The 17,619-nt window shown below is 74.3% G+C and carries 14 protein-coding genes and 1 tRNA gene; 10 read left to right on the forward strand and 5 right to left on the reverse strand.

Annotated elements, in window-relative coordinates:
• Positions 1-6 precede the first annotated feature (6 nt).
• The 9 genes from FS825_RS13000 to FS825_RS13040 all read left to right on the forward strand — a co-directional run bounded on the left by FS825_RS13000 (position 7) and on the right by FS825_RS13040 (position 10,507).
• Positions 7-1,383, forward strand: coding sequence for an FAD-binding oxidoreductase (locus tag FS825_RS13000; RefSeq protein WP_144713659.1), 1,377 nt, complete (start codon positions 7-9; stop codon positions 1,381-1,383).
• On the forward strand, positions 1,380-2,171 hold the full coding sequence (locus FS825_RS13005; protein ID WP_144713661.1) for a creatininase family protein: 792 nt from the start codon (positions 1,380-1,382) through the stop codon (positions 2,169-2,171). The genes FS825_RS13000 and FS825_RS13005 overlap by 4 nt, the downstream gene beginning before the upstream one ends.
• Positions 2,168-2,782 carry a pyridoxine/pyridoxamine 5'-phosphate oxidase gene (locus tag FS825_RS13010; protein WP_144713663.1) on the forward strand — a complete coding sequence of 205 codons (615 nt, stop codon included), beginning with the start codon at positions 2,168-2,170 and terminating at the stop codon, positions 2,780-2,782. Before FS825_RS13005 ends, FS825_RS13010 begins: the two co-directional genes overlap by 4 nt.
• Positions 2,783-3,100: 318 nt before the next feature.
• A complete protein-coding gene (gene allB / locus FS825_RS13015; RefSeq protein ID WP_395886199.1) occupies positions 3,101-4,438 on the forward strand; it encodes an allantoinase AllB in 1,338 nt (445 codons plus the stop codon).
• Positions 4,431-5,495, forward strand: coding sequence for an acetamidase/formamidase family protein (locus FS825_RS13020; protein ID WP_260981164.1), 1,065 nt, complete (start codon positions 4,431-4,433; stop codon positions 5,493-5,495). Before allB ends, FS825_RS13020 begins: the two co-directional genes overlap by 8 nt.
• Positions 5,492-7,057, forward strand: a complete 1,566-nt coding sequence (locus FS825_RS13025; RefSeq protein ID WP_144713668.1) for an AtzH-like domain-containing protein — start codon at positions 5,492-5,494, stop codon at positions 7,055-7,057. The genes FS825_RS13020 and FS825_RS13025 overlap by 4 nt, the downstream gene beginning before the upstream one ends.
• Positions 7,058-7,077: 20 nt before the next feature.
• Positions 7,078-8,349 (forward strand): pyridoxal-phosphate-dependent aminotransferase family protein, encoded by a 1,272-nt coding sequence (locus FS825_RS13030; protein ID WP_144713669.1) that lies wholly within the window; start codon positions 7,078-7,080, stop codon positions 8,347-8,349.
• Entirely contained in the window at positions 8,346-9,677 is a 1,332-nt protein-coding gene (locus FS825_RS13035) for an allantoate amidohydrolase (RefSeq protein ID WP_144713671.1), read from the forward strand. The genes FS825_RS13030 and FS825_RS13035 overlap by 4 nt, the downstream gene beginning before the upstream one ends.
• Complete coding sequence (locus FS825_RS13040; protein WP_144713673.1) at positions 9,674-10,507, forward strand: MurR/RpiR family transcriptional regulator; 834 nt, start codon at positions 9,674-9,676, stop codon at positions 10,505-10,507. The genes FS825_RS13035 and FS825_RS13040 overlap by 4 nt, the downstream gene beginning before the upstream one ends.
• Here FS825_RS13040 and FS825_RS13045 read toward each other — a convergent pair.
• From FS825_RS13045 to FS825_RS13055, 3 genes are read right to left on the reverse strand one after another with little or no spacing between them, the layout of a single operon-like run.
• A complete protein-coding gene (locus tag FS825_RS13045) occupies positions 10,474-11,511 on the reverse strand; it encodes an XdhC family protein (protein WP_144713675.1) in 1,038 nt (345 codons plus the stop codon). The genes FS825_RS13040 and FS825_RS13045 overlap by 34 nt on opposite strands.
• Positions 11,511-14,294 (reverse strand): molybdopterin-dependent oxidoreductase, encoded by a 2,784-nt coding sequence (locus FS825_RS13050; RefSeq protein WP_144713677.1) that lies wholly within the window; start codon positions 14,292-14,294, stop codon positions 11,511-11,513. The genes FS825_RS13045 and FS825_RS13050 overlap by 1 nt, the downstream gene beginning before the upstream one ends.
• Positions 14,291-15,100, reverse strand: a complete 810-nt coding sequence (locus tag FS825_RS13055) for an FAD binding domain-containing protein (RefSeq protein ID WP_144713679.1) — start codon at positions 15,098-15,100, stop codon at positions 14,291-14,293. The genes FS825_RS13050 and FS825_RS13055 overlap by 4 nt, the downstream gene beginning before the upstream one ends.
• Positions 15,101-15,355: 255 nt before the next feature.
• Between FS825_RS13055 and FS825_RS13060 the strand changes: the two genes are divergently transcribed.
• Positions 15,356-15,949, forward strand: a complete 594-nt coding sequence (locus FS825_RS13060; protein ID WP_260981165.1) for a nucleotidyltransferase family protein — start codon at positions 15,356-15,358, stop codon at positions 15,947-15,949.
• Between the two features lie 82 nt (positions 15,950-16,031).
• Here the strand turns inward: FS825_RS13060 and FS825_RS13065 are convergent, their stop codons facing one another.
• Together FS825_RS13065 and FS825_RS13075 are read right to left on the reverse strand one after the other, a co-directional pair.
• Positions 16,032-17,036, reverse strand: coding sequence for a glycoside hydrolase family 16 protein (locus FS825_RS13065; protein WP_186377231.1), 1,005 nt, complete (start codon positions 17,034-17,036; stop codon positions 16,032-16,034).
• Between the two features lie 468 nt (positions 17,037-17,504).
• Positions 17,505-17,577, reverse strand: a tRNA-Val gene (locus FS825_RS13075).
• Positions 17,578-17,619 lie beyond the last annotated feature (42 nt).

Genomic DNA, 17,619 nt, shown 5'->3' on the forward strand with positions numbered 1-17,619 from the left:
GCCAGCATGACCACCCCAGCCCCCGCACCCGTCACGGACGCGCTCGGCGCGCTCCGCGCCGAGCTCGCCGACCTGCTCGGTGAGCGCGGCGTCAGCGACGACCCCCGCACCCGCGAGCGGTCCTCGGTCGACGAGGCCACCATGAGCCCGATCCTCACCGAGCAGCTCCCCCTCGGGGTCGCCGACCTCGTCGCCTACCCGGCGAGCGCCGACGAGATCGCGGCCACGCTCGCTGCCGCGGTGCGGCACGGTGTCCCGGTGACGACCCGCGGGAAGGGCACCGGCAACTACGGGCAGGGGATCCCGCTGCACGGCGGTCTCGTGCTCGACACGTCCCGGGCGCGCGCCGTGGTCGAGGTCGGTGACGGGTGGATCACCGCCGAGGCCGGGACCTCGATGGTCGCGCTCGAGCAGGCGGCCGCAGCGGCCGGTCAGCAGCTCTGGATGTACCCGTCGACCGCGCAGTCGACGATCGGCGGCTTCCTGTCCGGCGGGTCCGGCGGGACCGGGTCGATCTCGCACGGGTCGAACTGGGAGGGCTTCGTCACCGCGCTCGACATCGCGCTCCCCGGCGAGACCGAGCTCGTGCACGTCGAGGGCGATGACGCCCAGCCGTTCGTGCACACGTACGGCACGGCCGGGGTGATCGCCCGCGCCACGGTGCGGCTCGAGCCGTTGCAGGACTGGCGCGCCGTGTACGCGACGTTCCCGACGTTCGAGCAGGCGCTCACCGCGGTGCGGACGCTCCGCGGCACGACACCGGCGCCGCGGCTCGTCAGCGCGGACCGCGCCGAGATCGCGGCGACGCTGCCGAAGGACGACGCGATCTCCCCGGAGCGCGCGAGCCTGCGCGGCATCATCGACGCCGAGGCGCTCGACGAGTCGCGCACGCTCATCGAGCTCGCCGGCGGCGCGGTCGAGGACGTCCGCGAGGGCCTGCAGCAGACCACCAAGGTGTCGATGCTGTCCTACAACCACCCGATCTGGTGGCTGAAGCGGAACACCCCCGGCACCGTGTACTTCCACGTCGAGGTCGGCGGCGAAGCGCTCATCGACCGGATCGCCGAGGTCGAAGCGGTCTACCCCGGCGGCATGCTCCACATCGAGGCGGCGCACGCCGGTCCGATCGGGATGCTCACCGCGCCGTACACCGGCGCGGACGACGTCTACGCCGGCTACCCCGTCCTCCGGGACCTCGGCGTGCGGGTGCACAGCCCGCACCAGTACTACGTCGACCACGGCGTCGAGGAACTCGTCGCGCTGAAGCAGCGCACCGACCCGGACGGGCTGCTCAACCCCGGGCACGTCATCGACCCGGCCCTCGTCGTGTCCGGCGGCTCGACCGCGTCGGCGCAGCCCGTCGTGCCGGGGTTCGGCAAGTGAGCACCGGCTCCCGCAACCTCGCCGAGCGGTCCGGGCCCGACGTCGCCGCGCACTTCACGGCGGACACGATCGTGGTGCAGCCGACCGGCGCCGTCGAGCACCACGGCCCGCACCTGCCCCTGCTGACGGACTTCCTGCTCGCCGACCACATCGGCGGTGCTGCGGTGGACCGTGCCGCCGCCGAGGGACTCGACGTCTGGAAGCTCCCGACGCTCGCGTTCACGAAGTCCGACGAGCACAGCTGGGCGCCGGGCACGGTGTGGCTCGACGCGGACACCATGTTCGACACCGTCGTGCAGATCGGCCGCGCCGTCGCCCTCACCGGCGCCGGCACGCTCGTCTTCGCCAACGGACACGGCGGCAACGTGGCGCTGCTGCAGGTCGCGCTCCGCGAGATCCGGAAGCGGTACGGACTGAAGACGTTCCTCATGCCGACGCTCGCCCGGCTCCCCGGGCCCGACGGCGAGGACGCGGACGAGTTCGGGCTCGGGATCCACGGCGGCGCGGCCGAGACGTCGATGATCCTGCACCTCCGGCCGGACCTCGTCGACATGTCCCGTGCCGAACGATGGGTGCCGGAGCACATCGCGGGCTTCGAGAAGATCGCGTTCAACAGCGGACCGGTCTCGTTCGGGTGGCTGTCGAACGACTTCGGCACCCCTGGAGTCGTGGGAGACGCCAGCCGGGCGAGCGCGTCGTACGGCGCGGCGCTCTGGGAGCACTCCCTGGACGAGGCGGTCGCGTCCCTGCACGAGATCGCCCGGTTCGACCCGGCACCCCCGGCGTGAGCGAGGACCCGGGTGCGGCCGGCGCGGGCGCGGCCGGCGTCGGCGCGTCGCCCGACCCGCTCGCCCTCGCCGGGTCCTGGTTGTCGGCACCGGACACGGATCCGACCCCGACCATGACCCTCTCCACCATCGGCCTGGACGGCTACCCGTCAGCCAGGACGGTCCTGCTGTCCGCGTTCGACGGTGCGCGGTTCCACTTCCACACCGACGCCCGGAGCCGGAAGGCCGCCGAGCTCGCCGCGGTCCCGCGCGCCACCGTCACCATCGTGCAGCCCCACGCGTCGAGGCAGCTCGTCGTGACCGGCGACGTCGAACCGGTGACCCCGGAGGAAGCGCAGGCCGCCTACGCTGCCCGGTCCCGGTACCTGCAGGTGCTCGCGTGGATCAACGACCACGAGCTCGCCGGGCAACCCGAGGAGCTGCGGCGCGAGCGGTGGGCCGCGTTCGAGCGCGCGAACGACTCCGCGCTGGAGCCGCCGGAGGACTGGCGGGGGTACGCCATCACCCCGGTCCGGATGCTGTTCTGGCAGGGGGACAGCGAGGGTCCGAGCAACCGACGGGCGTACGAGCGGGACGGCGACCGCTGGTCTCTGCAACACTGGCCTGGTTGAAACGCTCGTTCCAGCAGGGGCATCCGTCACACGACCGTTACACGGCGGAAACGGCTCGGCCGACGGCGCTCCGTAGCGTCGGAGGGGAGCCGGGCACCCGTGCTCACCCCTCCCCGCTCGTTGCTCACCGTTCCACCGGAAGGCCCGCCCTTGGCTCCACCACCCACGACCACCGGGCCGAACGACGCCGCGCCCGCCGACACCCGGCCGACCGCCAGTGACCGGGCCGGCGTCGCGCCCGACGACGCCGCGCCCGACGACGCCGCGCCGGCCGGCACCGGGCCGGCCGACGCCGTCTTCCGCGCCGAGCGGGCCTGGGTGGACGGCGCGTTCCGGCCCGCCACCGTCGTCGTCCGCGACGGCCGCATCACCGCGGTCCTCCCGATCGACGCGGTCGTCGAGACCGGCACCGCCGAGACCGGCACCGCAGCGGCCGGCACCGCCCAGGCCGCCACCGAGCACGTCGTCCCGGCCGGCCACGTGCTCCTCCCCGGCCTCGTCGACACCCACGTGCACGTGAACGAACCCGGTCGCACCGAGTGGGAGGGCTTCGCGTCCGCCACCCGTGCCGCGGCCCTCGGCGGCGTCACCACGATCATCGACATGCCGCTCAACTCGATCCCCGCCACGACCACGGTCGACGCCCTCGCCGTCAAGCGCGCGAGCGCCGAGGGCCGGGTCGCGGTCGACGTCGGGTTCTGGGGCGGGGCCGTCCCGGCGAGCCTCGGCTCGCTCGACGCCCTGCACGACGCCGGGGTGTTCGGCTTCAAGTGCTTCACGGCCCCGTCCGGCGTCGACGAGTTCCCGCACCTCGACCCCGTGCAGCTGCGGGCCGCGATCGAGGAAGTGGCCCGGATCGACGCGCTCCTCATCGTGCACGCGGAGGACCCGGCCCTCCTCGTCCCCCACGAAGCCCTCGGTGTGCACTACGACGACTTCCTCGGCACCCGTCCGCCCGAGGCCGAACGGTCCGCCATCGCTCGGGTGATCGACGGGGCGCGGGCGACCGGTGCGCGCGTGCACGTGCTGCACCTCTCCGACGCCTCGGCGCTGCCGATGATCCGCGCCGCGAAGGACGACGGCGTGCGCATCACGGTCGAGACCTGCCCGCACTACCTCGCGTTCGAGGCCGGCTCGATCCCGGACGGCGCGACCGAGTTCAAGTGCTGCCCGCCGATCCGTGACGACGCGAACCGTGACGCCCTCTGGCAGGGCCTCCTCGACGGGACGATCGACCTCGTGGTGTCCGACCACTCCCCCTCGACCGCCGACCTCAAGGTCGACGACTGGGGCCTCGCGTGGGGCGGGATCGCCGGGCTGCAGGTCGGTTTCCGGGCGGTCTGGACCGAGGCGCACCGTCGCGGCCTGCCCCTCGAGCGCATCCTCCCGTTCTTCACGACCGGTCCGGCGGACCTCGTCCGTACCGCGGACCGCGGGCGCATCGCCCCCGGCGCCCTCGCCCACCTCGCGGTGTTCGACCCGTCCGCCACGGCGGTCATCGACGTGGCCGGCCTGGCGCACCGCAACCCGGTCTCCGCGTTCGCCGGCCTGGAGGCGCGGGGCCGCGTCACCGAGACGTTCCTCCGCGGTCGTCGGGTCGCCTCCAGTGCGGAGGGCGTCACCGCCGTCGAGGGTGCGTTGGTGGACCGTGGCTGAGCCGCTCGCCGAGACCGACGTGCACCTCGGCTCGACCCCGTCCGACGTCCTCTGGGGGCGCCTGCCGTCCCGCACCGACGAACCGGCCCTGCGCGTCCGGCCCGGCACCGTGGTGTCCGTCGACACGCTGAGCCACGAGGGCATCCTCGACGACCAGGGCTCCGACCCGGTCGCGTTCTTCGGCCGTCACGGCGTCTCCCGTGCGGACGTGCTCGACGACGCCGTCGACGTCACCCGGTCGCTCGAACGCGGCGCGGGCGACGGACCGCACGTCGTGTCCCGCCCGATCGCGGTCGACCGCGCCGAGCCGGGCGACGTCGTCTCGGTGACGATCCTCCGCGCCGACCCCCGCGTGCCGTACGGCGTCATCTCGAACCGGCACGGCCGGGGCGCGCTGCCCGGCGAGCTCCCCCGCGCCGAGGAGTCCGTGTCGGTGTTCGCCGACGTGGTGACCCGCGACGGCACCGACCACGGCAGGCTCCCCGCCGTCGAGGGCGGCCCGCGCGTGGTGACGTTCCCGCTCCGCCCGTTCCCCGGCATCGTCGGGGTCACGCCCGACGCCGACGAACGCGCGCACTCCGTCCCGCCGGGGCCGCACGGCGGGAACCTCGACATCGCGCTCCTCACCGCCGGGTCGACGCTGCACCTACCCGTGTTCGTCCCGGGCGCCGGCGTCTACGTCGGCGACCCGCACTTCGCGCAGGGCGACGGCGAGGTCGCGCTGACCGCGATGGAGGCCTCGCTCCGCCTGACGCTCCGGCTCGACCTGGTGCCGCGGGCCGAGGCGCTCCGCCGGTTCGGCGAGCTCGTCGGGCCGCTCGCCGAGACCACCGAGTACCTCGTGCCGACCGGACTCGACCGGGACCTCGACGAGGCCGTCCGTCGCTGCGTCCGGGCCGCCATCGCACTGCTCCGGGCACGGTGGGGCGTCGAGGAGCACCTGGCGTACGCGTACCTCAGCGCCGCGACGGACTTCCGGATCTCGCAGGTGGTCGACCTCGTGTGCGGCTCGCACGCCACGATCCGCAAGGCCGACTTCGCCGAGGTGGGCCCGTGACCGGCGGCACGTCGTGGCCGGAGGGGCTCGAGGCGGCGTTCACCGCGTACGAGGACGCCCTGGCCCGTGACGACACCGCGGTGCTCGACGCCCTGTTCGAGCCCGGCGAGGGAACGCTCCGCGGCGACGACGCCGGGCTCCTCCGCGGGCACGACGCGATCAGCGCCTTCCGGTCGGCCCGCGGCGGGATCGCACGTCGCACCATCGAGTCCGTGGAGCTCCGCACCCTGACCGACGACACCGTGCTCGTGGTCGGGGTGTCCGCGTTCGACGGTGGCGGCCGCGGTCTGCAGACGCAGCTCTGGCGGCGGACCGAGGGCGACTGGCGGATCGCCGTCGCCCACGTCACCGGCCGTCCGAAGGCGTTCGACCGCTCGGTCTGGCGGGTCGTCGGCGACCCGCTCGTGCACGGGCGCAGCACCGGCGCCGACCGCTCGCTCGCGAGGATCAGGGTCGCCGTGAAGGACCTGTTCGACGTCGCCGGCCAGGTGGTCGGTGCGGGCAACCCCGAGCGGGAGCGTTCGGCACCGGTCGCCACCGCCCACGCCCCGGCCGTGCAGGCCCTGCTCGACGCCGGCGCCGACGTCACCGGGATCGCGCGCACCGACGAGTTCGCGTACTCGCTGGCCGGTCGGAACGCCCACTCCGGCACCACGCCGAACGGCGCCGACCCCACCCGCATCGGGGGCGGCTCGACGTCCGGGCCGGCGTCCGCGGTCGCACTCGGCCAGGCGGACCTCGGCCTCGGCACGGACACCGCCGGCAGCCTGCGCGTCCCCGCCTCGTACCAGGGGCTCTGGGGCATCCGGACGACGCACGGCGCGGTGTCCCGGCAGGGGCTCCTCCCGCTCGCGCAGTCCTTCGACACGGTCGGGTGGCTCGCCCGGACCCCCGACGTCCTCGCCGCCGCGGTCGCGGTGGCCCTGCCGGAGGCCGACGGCACGGTGGACGGCGGCACGGTGGACGGCGGCACGCTCCTCGTCGCCGACGCCCTCCTCGACGCCGCCGAGCCGGCCACCGTCCGGGCGTTCGACGTCTGGCTCGAGGCGAGCGGGCGCGACGTGCGCCGGGTCGTCCTGCCCGACCTCGACGACCTCGCCGAGACGCTCCGGGTCGTCCAGGCCGCAGAGGCCTGGCGGAACCACGGCACCTGGGTCACCGCGCACCCGGGCGCACTCGGCGCCGACGTCGCCGAACGGTTCGCCCTCGCCGCCACGGTGACCCCGGACGACGAAGCCGCGGCGCGCGCCCGGTTGCCGGAACTGCGCCGCCGCATCCGTGAGGCGATCGGCGGAGGCGTGCTGTGCCTCCCGACCGTGCCCGGACCGGCCCCGTCACGAACGGCCACCGGTCCCGACGTCCTGGCCACCCGCCGGGCGACGCTCCGGATGACCGCCGTGGCGGGCGTGGGCGGCCTGCCCGCCGTGAGCGCACCGCTGCTGCGCGTCGACGGCGCGCCCGTCGGCGTCTGCTTCGTCGGCGCGGCCGGCACGGACCGTGCCCTCGTCGCCCGCGCAGCCGCCACGACCCGTCCGACCCACTCGTCCCACCAGCCCCGCTGAGCTCCACCCGGAAGGCCACCATGTCCCACCCCGTCAACCCACCCGCCCGGCTCCTCATGGGCCCGGGGCCGATCGATGCGGACCCGCGCGTGCTCCGGGCGCTCTCGACGCCGCTCGTCGGGCAGTACGACCCGTGGATGACCGGCACGATGACCGCCACGCAGGCGCTGTACCGCGACGTGTTCGGCACCCGGAACGACGCGACCGTGCTCGTCGACGGGACGTCCCGCGCGGGCATCGAGGCGGTCCTGGTGTCGCTGCTCGCTCCCGGTGACCGGGTCCTCGTGCCGGTGTTCGGTCGGTTCGGGCACCTGCTCGTCGAGATCGCCACCCGCGCCGGCGCCGAGGTGCACACCATCGAGACGGACTGGGGCCAGGTCTTCACGCCGACCGCGATCGAGGCGGCCATCGTGGCGACGAAGCCGAAGGTCCTCGCGATCGTGCAGGGCGACACGTCCACCACCATGAACCAGCCGCTCGACGAGCTCGGCGCGATCTGCGAGCGGCACGGTGTGCTCCTCTACACGGACGCCACCGCCACCGTCGGCGGCAACCCGCTCGAGGTCGACGCGTGGGGCATCGACGCCGTGAGCGCCGGGCTGCAGAAGTGCCTGGGCGGCCCGTCCGGCAGCGCGCCGGTGACCCTGTCGCCGCGGGCGGTGGCGGTCCTCGACGGCCGGCGGAGCGTCGAGGCCGGCATCCGCGAACCCGGCGACGACGTCAGCGACGACCCGATCCGGTCGAACTACCTCGACCTCGCCATGATCCTCGACTACTGGGGACCCCGACGGCTCAACCACCACACCGAGGCGGCGTCGATGCTCTACGCCGCCAACGAGTGCGCCCGGATCCTCCTCGACGAGGGCCGCGACCAGGTCGTCGCCCGGCACGAGCTCGCCGGACGGGCGATGCTCACCGGCGTGCAGGCGCTCGGGCTCGGGACCTTCGGGGACCTCGCGCACCGCATGCACAACGTCGTCGCCGTGGAGATCCCCGCCGACGTCGAGGGCGACGCCGTCCGAGGGGCGATGCTCACCGACCACGGCATCGAGATCGGGACCTCGTTCGGGCCGTTGCACGGACGGGTGTGGCGGATCGGGACGATGGGGTACAACGCGCGGAAGGACGCGGTCGTGACCACGCTCGCGGCGCTCGAGAACGCACTGCGGCGGGCCGGGCACGCGGTGCCCCAGGGTGGCGGGGTGGACGCGGCGCTGGACGTGTACGCCGGGGCCGCTGGCGCGGGCGCGGCGGACGCGACGAACGCTGGTGTCGCCGGGGCGTCGCGGTGACCGTCGTCGCGTCGGCGCTCGGCACGGCGGACGCCGCCGTCGTCGTCGGGTGGTGCGACGAACTCGCCGCCATCACCGCCGAGCCCGGCCGGATCACCCGCGTGTACCTCTCCCCCGAGCACGCCCGTGTGAACGCCGTCGTCGGCGAGTGGATGCGGGACGCGGGCCTGCGCACCTGGCAGGACGCCGCCGGCAACCTGCACGGCCGGACCGACGGCACCACCCCCGACGCCCCGACGCTGCTCCTCGGCTCACACCTCGACACGGTCGTCGACGCCGGGCGCTACGACGGGATCGTCGGCGTCCTCATGGCGATCCGCACCGTCGCGCGGCTCTCCGCCGACGGGCCGCTGCCCGTCGCGCTCGAGGTCATCGCGTTCTCCGACGAGGAGGGCACCCGCTTCGGCAAGGCGCTCCTCGGGTCCTCCGCCGTCGCCGGGGTGTGGGACGACAGCTGGTGGGACCTCGAGGACGGCGACGGTGTCAGCCTCCGCCGGGCCTTCACCGACTTCGGGCTGGACCCGGACGCCGTCGGCGACGCCGCGATCGACCCGGCCACGGTGCTCGGGTACCTCGAGGCGCACATCGAGCAGGGTCCGTACCTCGACGAGGCCGGCAAGGCCCTCGGCGTCGTCACGAGCATCGCCAGTGCCCGGCGGTTCGCCGTCGAGGCCGTCGGCGAGGCCCGGCACGCCGGCGGCACCCCGTACGAACGCCGGCACGACGCGCTGCTCGCCGCCGCCGAGGCCGCGCTCGCGGTCGAACGGATCTGCCGGGCGTCGCAGCACATCGGGACCGTGGGCACCATGACGGTCGAACCCGGGGCGGTGAACGTCGTCCCCGGCCTCGCACGGTTCTCGGTCGACCTCCGCGGTGAGTTCGACGACGGGCGTGACCGCGTCTGGGACGACATCGCCGCCGCGTTCGACGAGGTCGGCACCCGACGCGGTGTGACCGTGCGCCCCACCGAGGTGCACCGTGCCCCGGCGGTGTTCTGCGCGCCGGTGCTCATGGACGCCCTGCGCGCCGGGATCGTCGCGACCGGTGAGGAGCAGCCGCCCGAGCTGTTCTCCCGCGCCGGGCACGACGCGATGTCGCTCGGGCTCGTGGTCGACGTCGGGATGCTGTTCCTGCGGAACCCGGACGGCACCAGCCACCACCCGGACGAGTTCGTCTCGGCGGCGGACGTCGCCCTCGGGCTCGACGCCCTGGCCGTCGCGGTGCACACGCTGGTCGCGCCGGTCACCGACGGCCGCACCGGCACGGGCACGAGCACCAGCGCCGACACGGGCTCGGGCGCGGGCACGGGTGCGGGCGGTGCCTCGTGACCGGGCCGCAGCCGGACATCCGCGGGCGGATCGACGCCGTGTGGGACCGCCTCTCACCGGCGGAACGCCGGGTCGCCGCCGTGGTCCGCCACGACCCGGAACTCCTGCTCCTCGGCACCTCCCAGCGCCTCGCCGCCGAGTCCGACACCTCGAAGGCCACCGTCTCCCGGCTCGTCCGCTCCCTCGGCTTCCAGGACGCCGCCGAGGCCCGGCAGGAACTCATGGCCGCCCGTGGCAGCGGCCTGCCGTGGGTCGCCGAGGACGCCGCCCACGTCGACCAGCGGATCGTCGAGTCCCGGAACCTCGCGGCCGGCTTCGCGTCCCTCGCCCGAGCCGACCGCCCCCGCCTGGCGCGCCGGATCGTCCGCGCTCGCCGGGTCCTCGTCATCGGCGAACGCGCCGCGCACGCCGTCGCCCTGCAGCTCCGCGGCCAGCTCGCCCAGGTCCGTGCCGACGTCCGGGTCGGGCCGGCACCCGGACAACGACTCGGCGAGGAGGTCGCGGACCTCGACCGCCGGGACCTCGTCGTGATCGTGACCGTCCGCCGCCACGCAGCCGGGGTCGCCCGGCTCGTCGAGCACTGCAGCGGGACCGGAGCCGACGTCGTCGTGCTCGGCGACCCCACCGCGGCCGTGATCGCGGCGCCGGCGAACACGACGATCCTGGTCCCCGTGGACGCTCCGGCCGCCTTCGACTCGATGGCGGCGATGTTCGCGGTGGTGGCGGCGATCGCGAACGACGTCTACACGGCCTCCGGCCCGGCGGGGCGCGCCCGGGTCGACGCGGTCGCAGCGGCCTACGACACGCTCGGGGAGCTCGCCGACCTCTGACCCCGCTCGTGGATGGGCCCCGACTCCCCCACCAGCGGCCGCCCCGACCGCCCGGTGCGCGTCATCACGACCTCGGCCATGATCGCGAGCGCCATCTCCGCCGGGGTCGTCGCCCCGATGTCGAGCCCGATCGGCGACCGCAGCCGGTCCGTGTCCGGCGTCCCGAGTTCGCGGAGTCGCGCCGCGCGGCTCTCGTGCGTCCCCCGCGAACCCATCGCCCCGACGTACCCGGCGCCCCGGCGGAGCGCCAGGTCGAGCACCTCGGCGTCGAACCGGTCGTCGTGCGACAGCAGGACCACGACGGTCCGCTCGTCGATCGCGGTGTCGGCGAGGATCCGCGGCGGCCACCCGACGACCCGGTCGTGCGCCGCCGGGAACCGCTCGTCGGTGAGGAACACCGGGCGCGGGTCGACGACCGTCACCGCGTACCCGAGCACCGCCGCGGCGTTCGTGACGGCGACCGCGAACTCGACCGCACCGACGACGATGCACCGCGCCCGGCCGCCCGCGTACTCGGTGAACACGCGGGTCCGGCAGCCGTCCTCCGGCCGGACGACGGCGCCGAGCGTGCCCGCGTCGAGCGACAGCCCGAGCGAGGTCGCGTGGCCCGCCGCGGCGTCCCGCAGGGCCCGGACCACCGCGTGGTCGTCCGGGGTGACGCGGTGCACGAGCACCTCGAGGCGGCCACCGCAGCGGAGCGCCGGTGCCCACGTCGCGTCCGGGTCCTCCTGATCACCGTCCAGGGCCCCTGCTCCGCCCTCCGGGTCGATGCCGAAGCCCGCGAGCACGGGTGTCCCCGTCGCGAGGACCTCCTCCGCCGTGACGAACAGCGCCCCCTCGACGCACCCGCCCGAGATGGTCCCCACGACCTGCCCGCCGGGCAGCAGCGCCATCGACGTGCCGGTGCCGCTCGGCGCGCTCCCCTGCACATCGACCGCGGTCGCCACCGCGATCGCGTCGCCGGCGTCCAGTGCGGCCAGGAGGCGCGGTGCCAGTTCGAACATCAGGCACCTCCGTCGGTGGCGAGCGCCCAGACCCGGTCCCGGGTCATCGGCAGACGGTACGGCCGGACGCCGATCGCGTCGCGCACGGCGTTCGCGATCGCCGGGGCGACCGGGTTGTACGGGGCTTCGCTCATCGACTTCGCTCCCAGTGGTCCGAGTGGGTCGTGGGTGGCGGCGAAGAGGACCTCGGTCCTCGGCACGTCGGAGATCTTCGGGACGCGGTAGGACCGGAACGCGTCGGTGACGACCCGGCCGGTGTCGTCGAGCACGACCTCCTCGTAGAGGCTCGATCCGATCGCCTGCGCCGCGCCGCCCTCGACCTGGCCGCGGAGCTGCTCGGGGTTGAGGACCGTGCCCGCGTCGACGGCCTGGACGCTCTGCAGGACCCGGACCTCCCCGGTCGGGCGGTGCACCGCCACGCGGGCGCCGTGCACGGTGAACGCGAGCGAGCGGGGTGTGCCGTCGTGGCTGCCGTGCGCGACGATCGGGCCGTCGGCGAGGAGCTCGTCGAGCCCGACGGTCTCGTCGCCGACCCGGATCCCGTCCGGCTCGATCGACACGGCAGGCCCGAGCACGCCGGAAGCGGTGCGGGGCGTCCGTGCGGCGACGAGCGCGAGCGCCCGGGCGGTGAGGTCGTCGCGGAGGGCCTGCGCGGCCGCGTACAAGGCCTTGCCGGCGACGACGACCCCGGCCGAACCGTAGGCACCGGTGTCGTGCCGGGCAGCGTCGGTGTCGGACTGGTGCACGTCGACCCGGTCGGGCGTGGTGCCGAGCGCCGTGGCGACGAGCTGGGTGTGCACGGTGGTGGTGCCGTTCCCGAACTCGGCGGTGCCCACGCCGATCCGGTACCGGCCGCCGGGGCGGAGCTCGACCGTGGTGTGGGCGTGGTGACCGCGGGGCGGCAGCGTGGCGATGGCCGCGAGGGCGACCCCGGTGCCGTACGCCCAGTCCGGGGAGCCGTCGAGCGGTGGCCCGCCCATCCGGGGCAGGCGTGCGTCGTGCTCGGCGGTGTCCGGTCCGGTCGCGAGCGCCTGCTCGACGAGGTCGAGGCACTGGTCCAGGCCGTAGCTGCCCTCCCACCGGAGGTCGGTCTCCTCGTCGACGTCGGTGACGACCAGCGGGTCCCCGGGGACGACGACGTTGCGGCGGCGGAGTTCCACCGGGTCGATGTCGAGCTCGCGAGCGAGCTCGTCCATCGCCGACTCGATCGCGAACACGACCTGGCCGAGTCCGTACCCGCGGAACGCGCCGGACGGCAGGTTGTTCGTGTACACGGACTCGGCGTCGACCCGCTTGACCGGGCACCGGTACACGGCGACGGACTCGCTGACGGAGTGGAACATGACGCCGATGCCGTGGTTGCCGTACGCGCCCGTGTCCATGGTCTGGTCGACGTGCATCGCGGTGAGCGTGCCGTCCGTGGTGGCACCGAGCCGCACCCGGACGCGCATCGGGTGCCGGGTCGGGGCGATCGTGAACTCGTCGCGACGGCTGAACTCGTACTGCACCGATCGACCGGTGCGCAGGACGGCGAGGGTCACGAGGTCCTCGGTGAGGAGCTCCTGCTTCCCGCCGAACCCGCCGCCCACCCGCTTCGCGACGACGCGGACGCGCTCCGGGTCGAGGCCGAAGACGTGGGCGATCTCGTCGCGGACGAGGAACGGCACCTGGGTGGCGGTCCGGAGGAGCAGCCGGCCGTCGGCGTCGATCGAACCACGGGTGGCGTGCGTCTCGAGCGCCGCGTGCGAGACGCGCGGGGTCGACCAGACGCCGTCGACCGTGGCGTCCGCCGTGGCCAGCGCGGCCTCGACGTCGCCGGTCTCGCCGTGCAGGCTGGCGACCACGTTCCGGTCAGGTTCCGCGATCCGGTGCTCGGCGGTGGTCTTCTCGCCGTGCACGAGCGGAGCCCCCGGGGCGCGGGCGGCGTCGACGTCGTGCACGCTCGGCAGTTCCTCGTACTCGACGCGGAGGAGCGCCACGGCCTGCTCGGCCGTTCGGACGCTGTCCGCGACGACCGCCGCGACCCGCTGTCCGCGGAACCGGAGGACCCGGTCGAGGACCCGGGTGTCGTCGGGGTCGTCCAGGCGGGACTCGTGTCGCCCGGTGGAGAACAGCACGCCGGGGTCGTCCTCGTGCGTGAGGACCGCGTGGACCCCGGGGAGCGCTGCGGCTCCGGTGGTGTCGATCGACACGATGCGGGCGTGCGGGTACGGGCTGCCGAGGACCGCGAGGTGCAGGAGTCCCTCGGTCTGGCGGACGTCGAGGGTGTACTCCTCGCGTCCGGTGACGATCCGCTTCGCCGCGGGAGCCGCCACGGACCGGCCGATCGCGTCGCCCGCACCCGCGCACGCGGTGTTCGTCACACCCGCGAGGGCGTCCTCGATCGACCGATACCCCGTGCACCGGCAGAGGTTGCCCTTGAGCCGTCGGTGGTGGTCGGCGTGGTCCTCCGGCCCGAAGGTCGACGCGGTGACGACGAAGCCTGCCGTGCAGAACCCGCACTGGAACGCTGCGGCGTCCGCGAAGGCCCGCTGGACCGGGTGCGGGTCGTCCGGGGTGCCGAGCCCGGCCGCCGTGGTCACCGATCGGCCGTCCAGGCGGTGTGCCGGGGTGATGCAGGAGTGCACGGGCACGCCGTCGAGGAGCACCGAGCACGCACCGCAGTCCCCCGAGTCGCAGCCCTTCTTCACGGCGGTGACCCCGTGTTCCCGGAGCAGCGTCCGGAGCACCTGCCCCGGTGCCGGGGTGACGTCCATCGGGACGCCGTCGACGTCGAGCCTCATGCCGCACCCGCGGCGGCCTCGTCGCGCAGCTCGTGCGCGAACGCCGTGCTGACCGCACGCCGCCAGTCCGGCGAGCCGTGCGGGTCGTCGTACCAGTCGTCGTGCGCACGCAGCGCGGCGTCGAGCGCGTCCCGGTCCGGTACCGCCCGGAACCGGAAGACCACCGGGCGAGGGGTCGCCGCCGTGACCACGAGCACGAAGCCGTCCGCCGACCACCGCGCCGTGACGAGCGACCCGGATCGACCGTGGGGGCTGAGCGCGACCCGCCGGTACCCGGACGTCGCGGCGAGTGCCGACACCGGCAGTTCGAACGCGCGGATCACCTCGCCCGGTCCGAGGTCGAGGGTGCGGACGCCGAGCACGAGATCGGCCACCGACAGCCGGCGCTCGCCGCCGTCCGTCGTCCACACGACCGCCGTCGCATCGAGCGTCACCAACAGCGCCGTGATCGCGCCGGCGGGCAGCCCGACCGCGACGTTCCCGCCGACCGTCGCGGCGTTCCAGACCTTGAACGACGCGAGCAGGGCGTTCGCGCACTGGTCGACCAGCGGCCACGCACGCCACTCCGGGTCCGGCACGTACCGCAGGAGGGTCGCGATCGTGCAGGTCGCGCTGATCGTCAGGGTGTGGTCGGACCGCTCGACGTCCGGCCACCCGAGCGCGGTGAGGTCGACGAGCCCGGTCAGGCCGGGCTGCTCCTCGGAGAAGAGCCAGGTGCCGCCGGCGAGCGGCTGCTCACCGGGAGCGAGGTCGAGGTCGTCGCGGTGCGACGGCGTCCGCACGGTGCGGACGGAGACGAGGTCCATCGAGGGGTCCGATCGGAGGGGTGGGCACGGGGGCAGCAGCGTGCTGCGACCGTCGGCCGTGCGCGATCATCCCCCGGTTCCATCCCGACCCGGGGCGGCGCGGCGTGCGGTGCTGCATCGTGCTGCCTCCTCGGTCCTCGTGGTCCGTCGATGTGTGAGCCACCGTAGGCAACCGGTGTTACCGGGTCGTTTCGGGCTCGGGTCGGCCCGTTACGGACCGCTCGGACCGTGCGGAGGACCTGCCATGCTCGGTCCGTGGACGAGTCCGACGGAGCAGGGACCGGCGCCACCGTCGGCCTGCTGCTCGCCGCCGGCGCTGGACGACGGATGGGCCGACCGAAGGCCCTCCTGCGCGACGAGCTGGGGCGCCCCTGGACCGAGATCGCGGTCGCCGCGCTGCTCGACGGCGGGTGCGACGGCGTCGTCGTGGTGCTCGGCGCGGAGTCGTCGGCCGCGCTCGGACTCGTGCCGGACCGCCCCGGCGTCCACACGGTGGTCGCCCCGGACTGGGAACGCGGTCTCGGCGCCTCGCTCGCAACCGGGCTGGCGGAGGTCGCCCAGAAGCCCGGCGCGGTGGCGGCGCTCATCACGCTCGTCGACCTGCCGGGGATGCCCGCCGATGCCGTGCGTCGGGTGCTCGGCCACCGAGGCCCCCGGCCGGAGGCACTCGCCCAGGCCGTGTACGACGGGCGACCTGGGCACCCGGTCCTCATCGGACGGGACCACTGGTCCGGTCTCCGCGACGTTCTCCACGGCGACCGCGGTGCCGGCGCCTACCTCCGGCAGCACGGAGCCGAGCGCATCGACTGCGCCGACCTGTGGGACGGTGCGGACCAGGACACGCCCTGACACGGCTCATCGGCTCCGCGGTCCAGGCGGTGGTCGGCGCCGCGGCGCCCGGACCGACCGGTCCGGGCGCCGCGGCGAGGGGTCACTTCCAGATCGAGATCCAGTCGATGTCCACGCTGCCCTTGCTCGACGCGGGCGTGGTGCCCTCGCCGATCGCCGTCTCGGCCTGCAGGGTCACGCGCATCGGCGTGGTCGGCACGGCCTTCGTCGTGGTGGCGACGAGCTTGCCGTCCCAGTAGAACCGGACCGCTGTCTTGTCCCACTCGGTCGTGGCGACGTGGTACCCGGTCGAGTCCGTCGGTGCGAACTGCTCGGACTCGGGCTCGAAGTGCATCGACCCGTTCGAGTACGTGCCCGGCACGGCGGACGCCGGACGGGGCACCCCGCCGAGGTCGGCCTCGGGCCAGTCGATCTCGCCCTCGTTCCAGTTGTCACTCGACGGCCACATCATGCCGACGAACTTGTAGCCCGGGGTCTTCGTCGTCTTGTAGCGGACCGAGACGCGACCGGTGGTCTGCGCGGAGTACCCGTCCGGCAGGATCGTCGCGACGAGCGGCTGCCCGTTCTCGGAGTGCAGGTCGAAGTCCAGGTTGCCGTTCGCGACGCTGAGCACCTTGTCCGGCGCGTAGAGACCCTGACCGCTCGTGTCCTTGTACCCGTCGTACGCCGCCATCTGCGGGTACTTCTGCAGCACGGACCCCTTGGCCGCCGCGGTGGTGAAGTCCTCCGCGTAGCTCTGCACCCAGGTGCGGCCGTTCGAGGTCACGTTGCCCTTCGGCAACGTGGTCCCGCTGGCTGCCGGCGCCGCCGGCGTCGTCGGGGTCGGTGCCGACGTGGTGGGAGCCGGAGTCGGCGTGGTGGGGGTCGACGCGGTCGGCGCCGGGGTCGACTCGGTGGGGGCCGAGGTGGGGGTCGTCGGCGTGGGGGTCGCCGGCTGCGTCGGGGACGATCCCGAGCCGCCGCCGGCGTGGTGGTGATGGTTGTCTTGCGCTGAGCTGATGCCGAGCGCGCTCGCCGCGACGGTGCCGGCGGCCACCACGATCGAGGTGATCCGCCGCCAGTCCCTGACGGCTGTTCGGTTCCACATGCGTTGCTTGCCTCCTGATCGAGCATGAACGGACGCGGAACCGTACCTTCTCGCCATCGCCGACCCTGTTCAGGTTCCGCCCAGCCGCGGTTGACAACGACTGTTGCTCAAAAGATCGACGACACCTGTCGACCTACCGGAGCGACCATCGGGGTCCATCGCTGGGCCCGTTCCCCGTCGATCGGCGCGGGCGCGGGAACGAGTGGTCTACCCCTCGTTTGCGGGTAACCGCACGGATCGGCCACGATCGGGTCACGATCCGCCTGTGACTCGCCGGGTCGAGCTGACGGGGAACTGCGATCGGGGGACATGTTGTGGAGCGCACCTGTGAGGACTCGCAGGGACTCGATCCGGCTCGGAGGCGCTGGAGAGCCTCCGCACAGGCGGGAGCGATGCGTCCGAGTGCGTCACTCCGACGATGCGAGCTGGGAACGGCCGTCGTCCCGGTCCGGGGACGCGACTCCGAAGTGGGCCCTGCCGGGATCGAACCGACGACATCCACGGTGTAAACGTGGCGCTCTACCAGCTGAGCTAAAGGCCCCTGTCGCCATCCTACGGGGACACCGCGAGGGCGGTCCGCCTA

The sequence above is a fragment of the Curtobacterium pusillum genome (genome assembly GCF_007680845.1).
Taxonomy (GTDB): Bacteria; Actinomycetota; Actinomycetes; order Actinomycetales; family Microbacteriaceae; genus Curtobacterium; species Curtobacterium pusillum_B.

What these genes read in the sequence shown, in the direction of transcription:
- FS825_RS13045 (WP_144713675.1), bottom strand. Translation starts at nt 11,511, where the DNA reads ATGTTCGAACTGGCACCGCGCCTCCTGGCCGCACTGGACGCCGGCGAC.
- FS825_RS13065 (WP_186377231.1), bottom strand. Translation starts at nt 17,036, where the DNA reads ATGTGGAACCGAACAGCCGTCAGGGACTGGCGGCGGATCACCTCGATC.
- FS825_RS13050 (WP_144713677.1), bottom strand. Translation starts at nt 14,294, where the DNA reads ATGAGGCTCGACGTCGACGGCGTCCCGATGGACGTCACCCCGGCACCG.
- FS825_RS13055 (WP_144713679.1), bottom strand. Translation starts at nt 15,100, where the DNA reads ATGGACCTCGTCTCCGTCCGCACCGTGCGGACGCCGTCGCACCGCGAC.
- FS825_RS13000 (WP_144713659.1), top strand. Translation starts at nt 7, where the DNA reads ATGACCACCCCAGCCCCCGCACCCGTCACGGACGCGCTCGGCGCGCTC.
- FS825_RS13030 (WP_144713669.1), top strand. Translation starts at nt 7,078, where the DNA reads ATGTCCCACCCCGTCAACCCACCCGCCCGGCTCCTCATGGGCCCGGGG.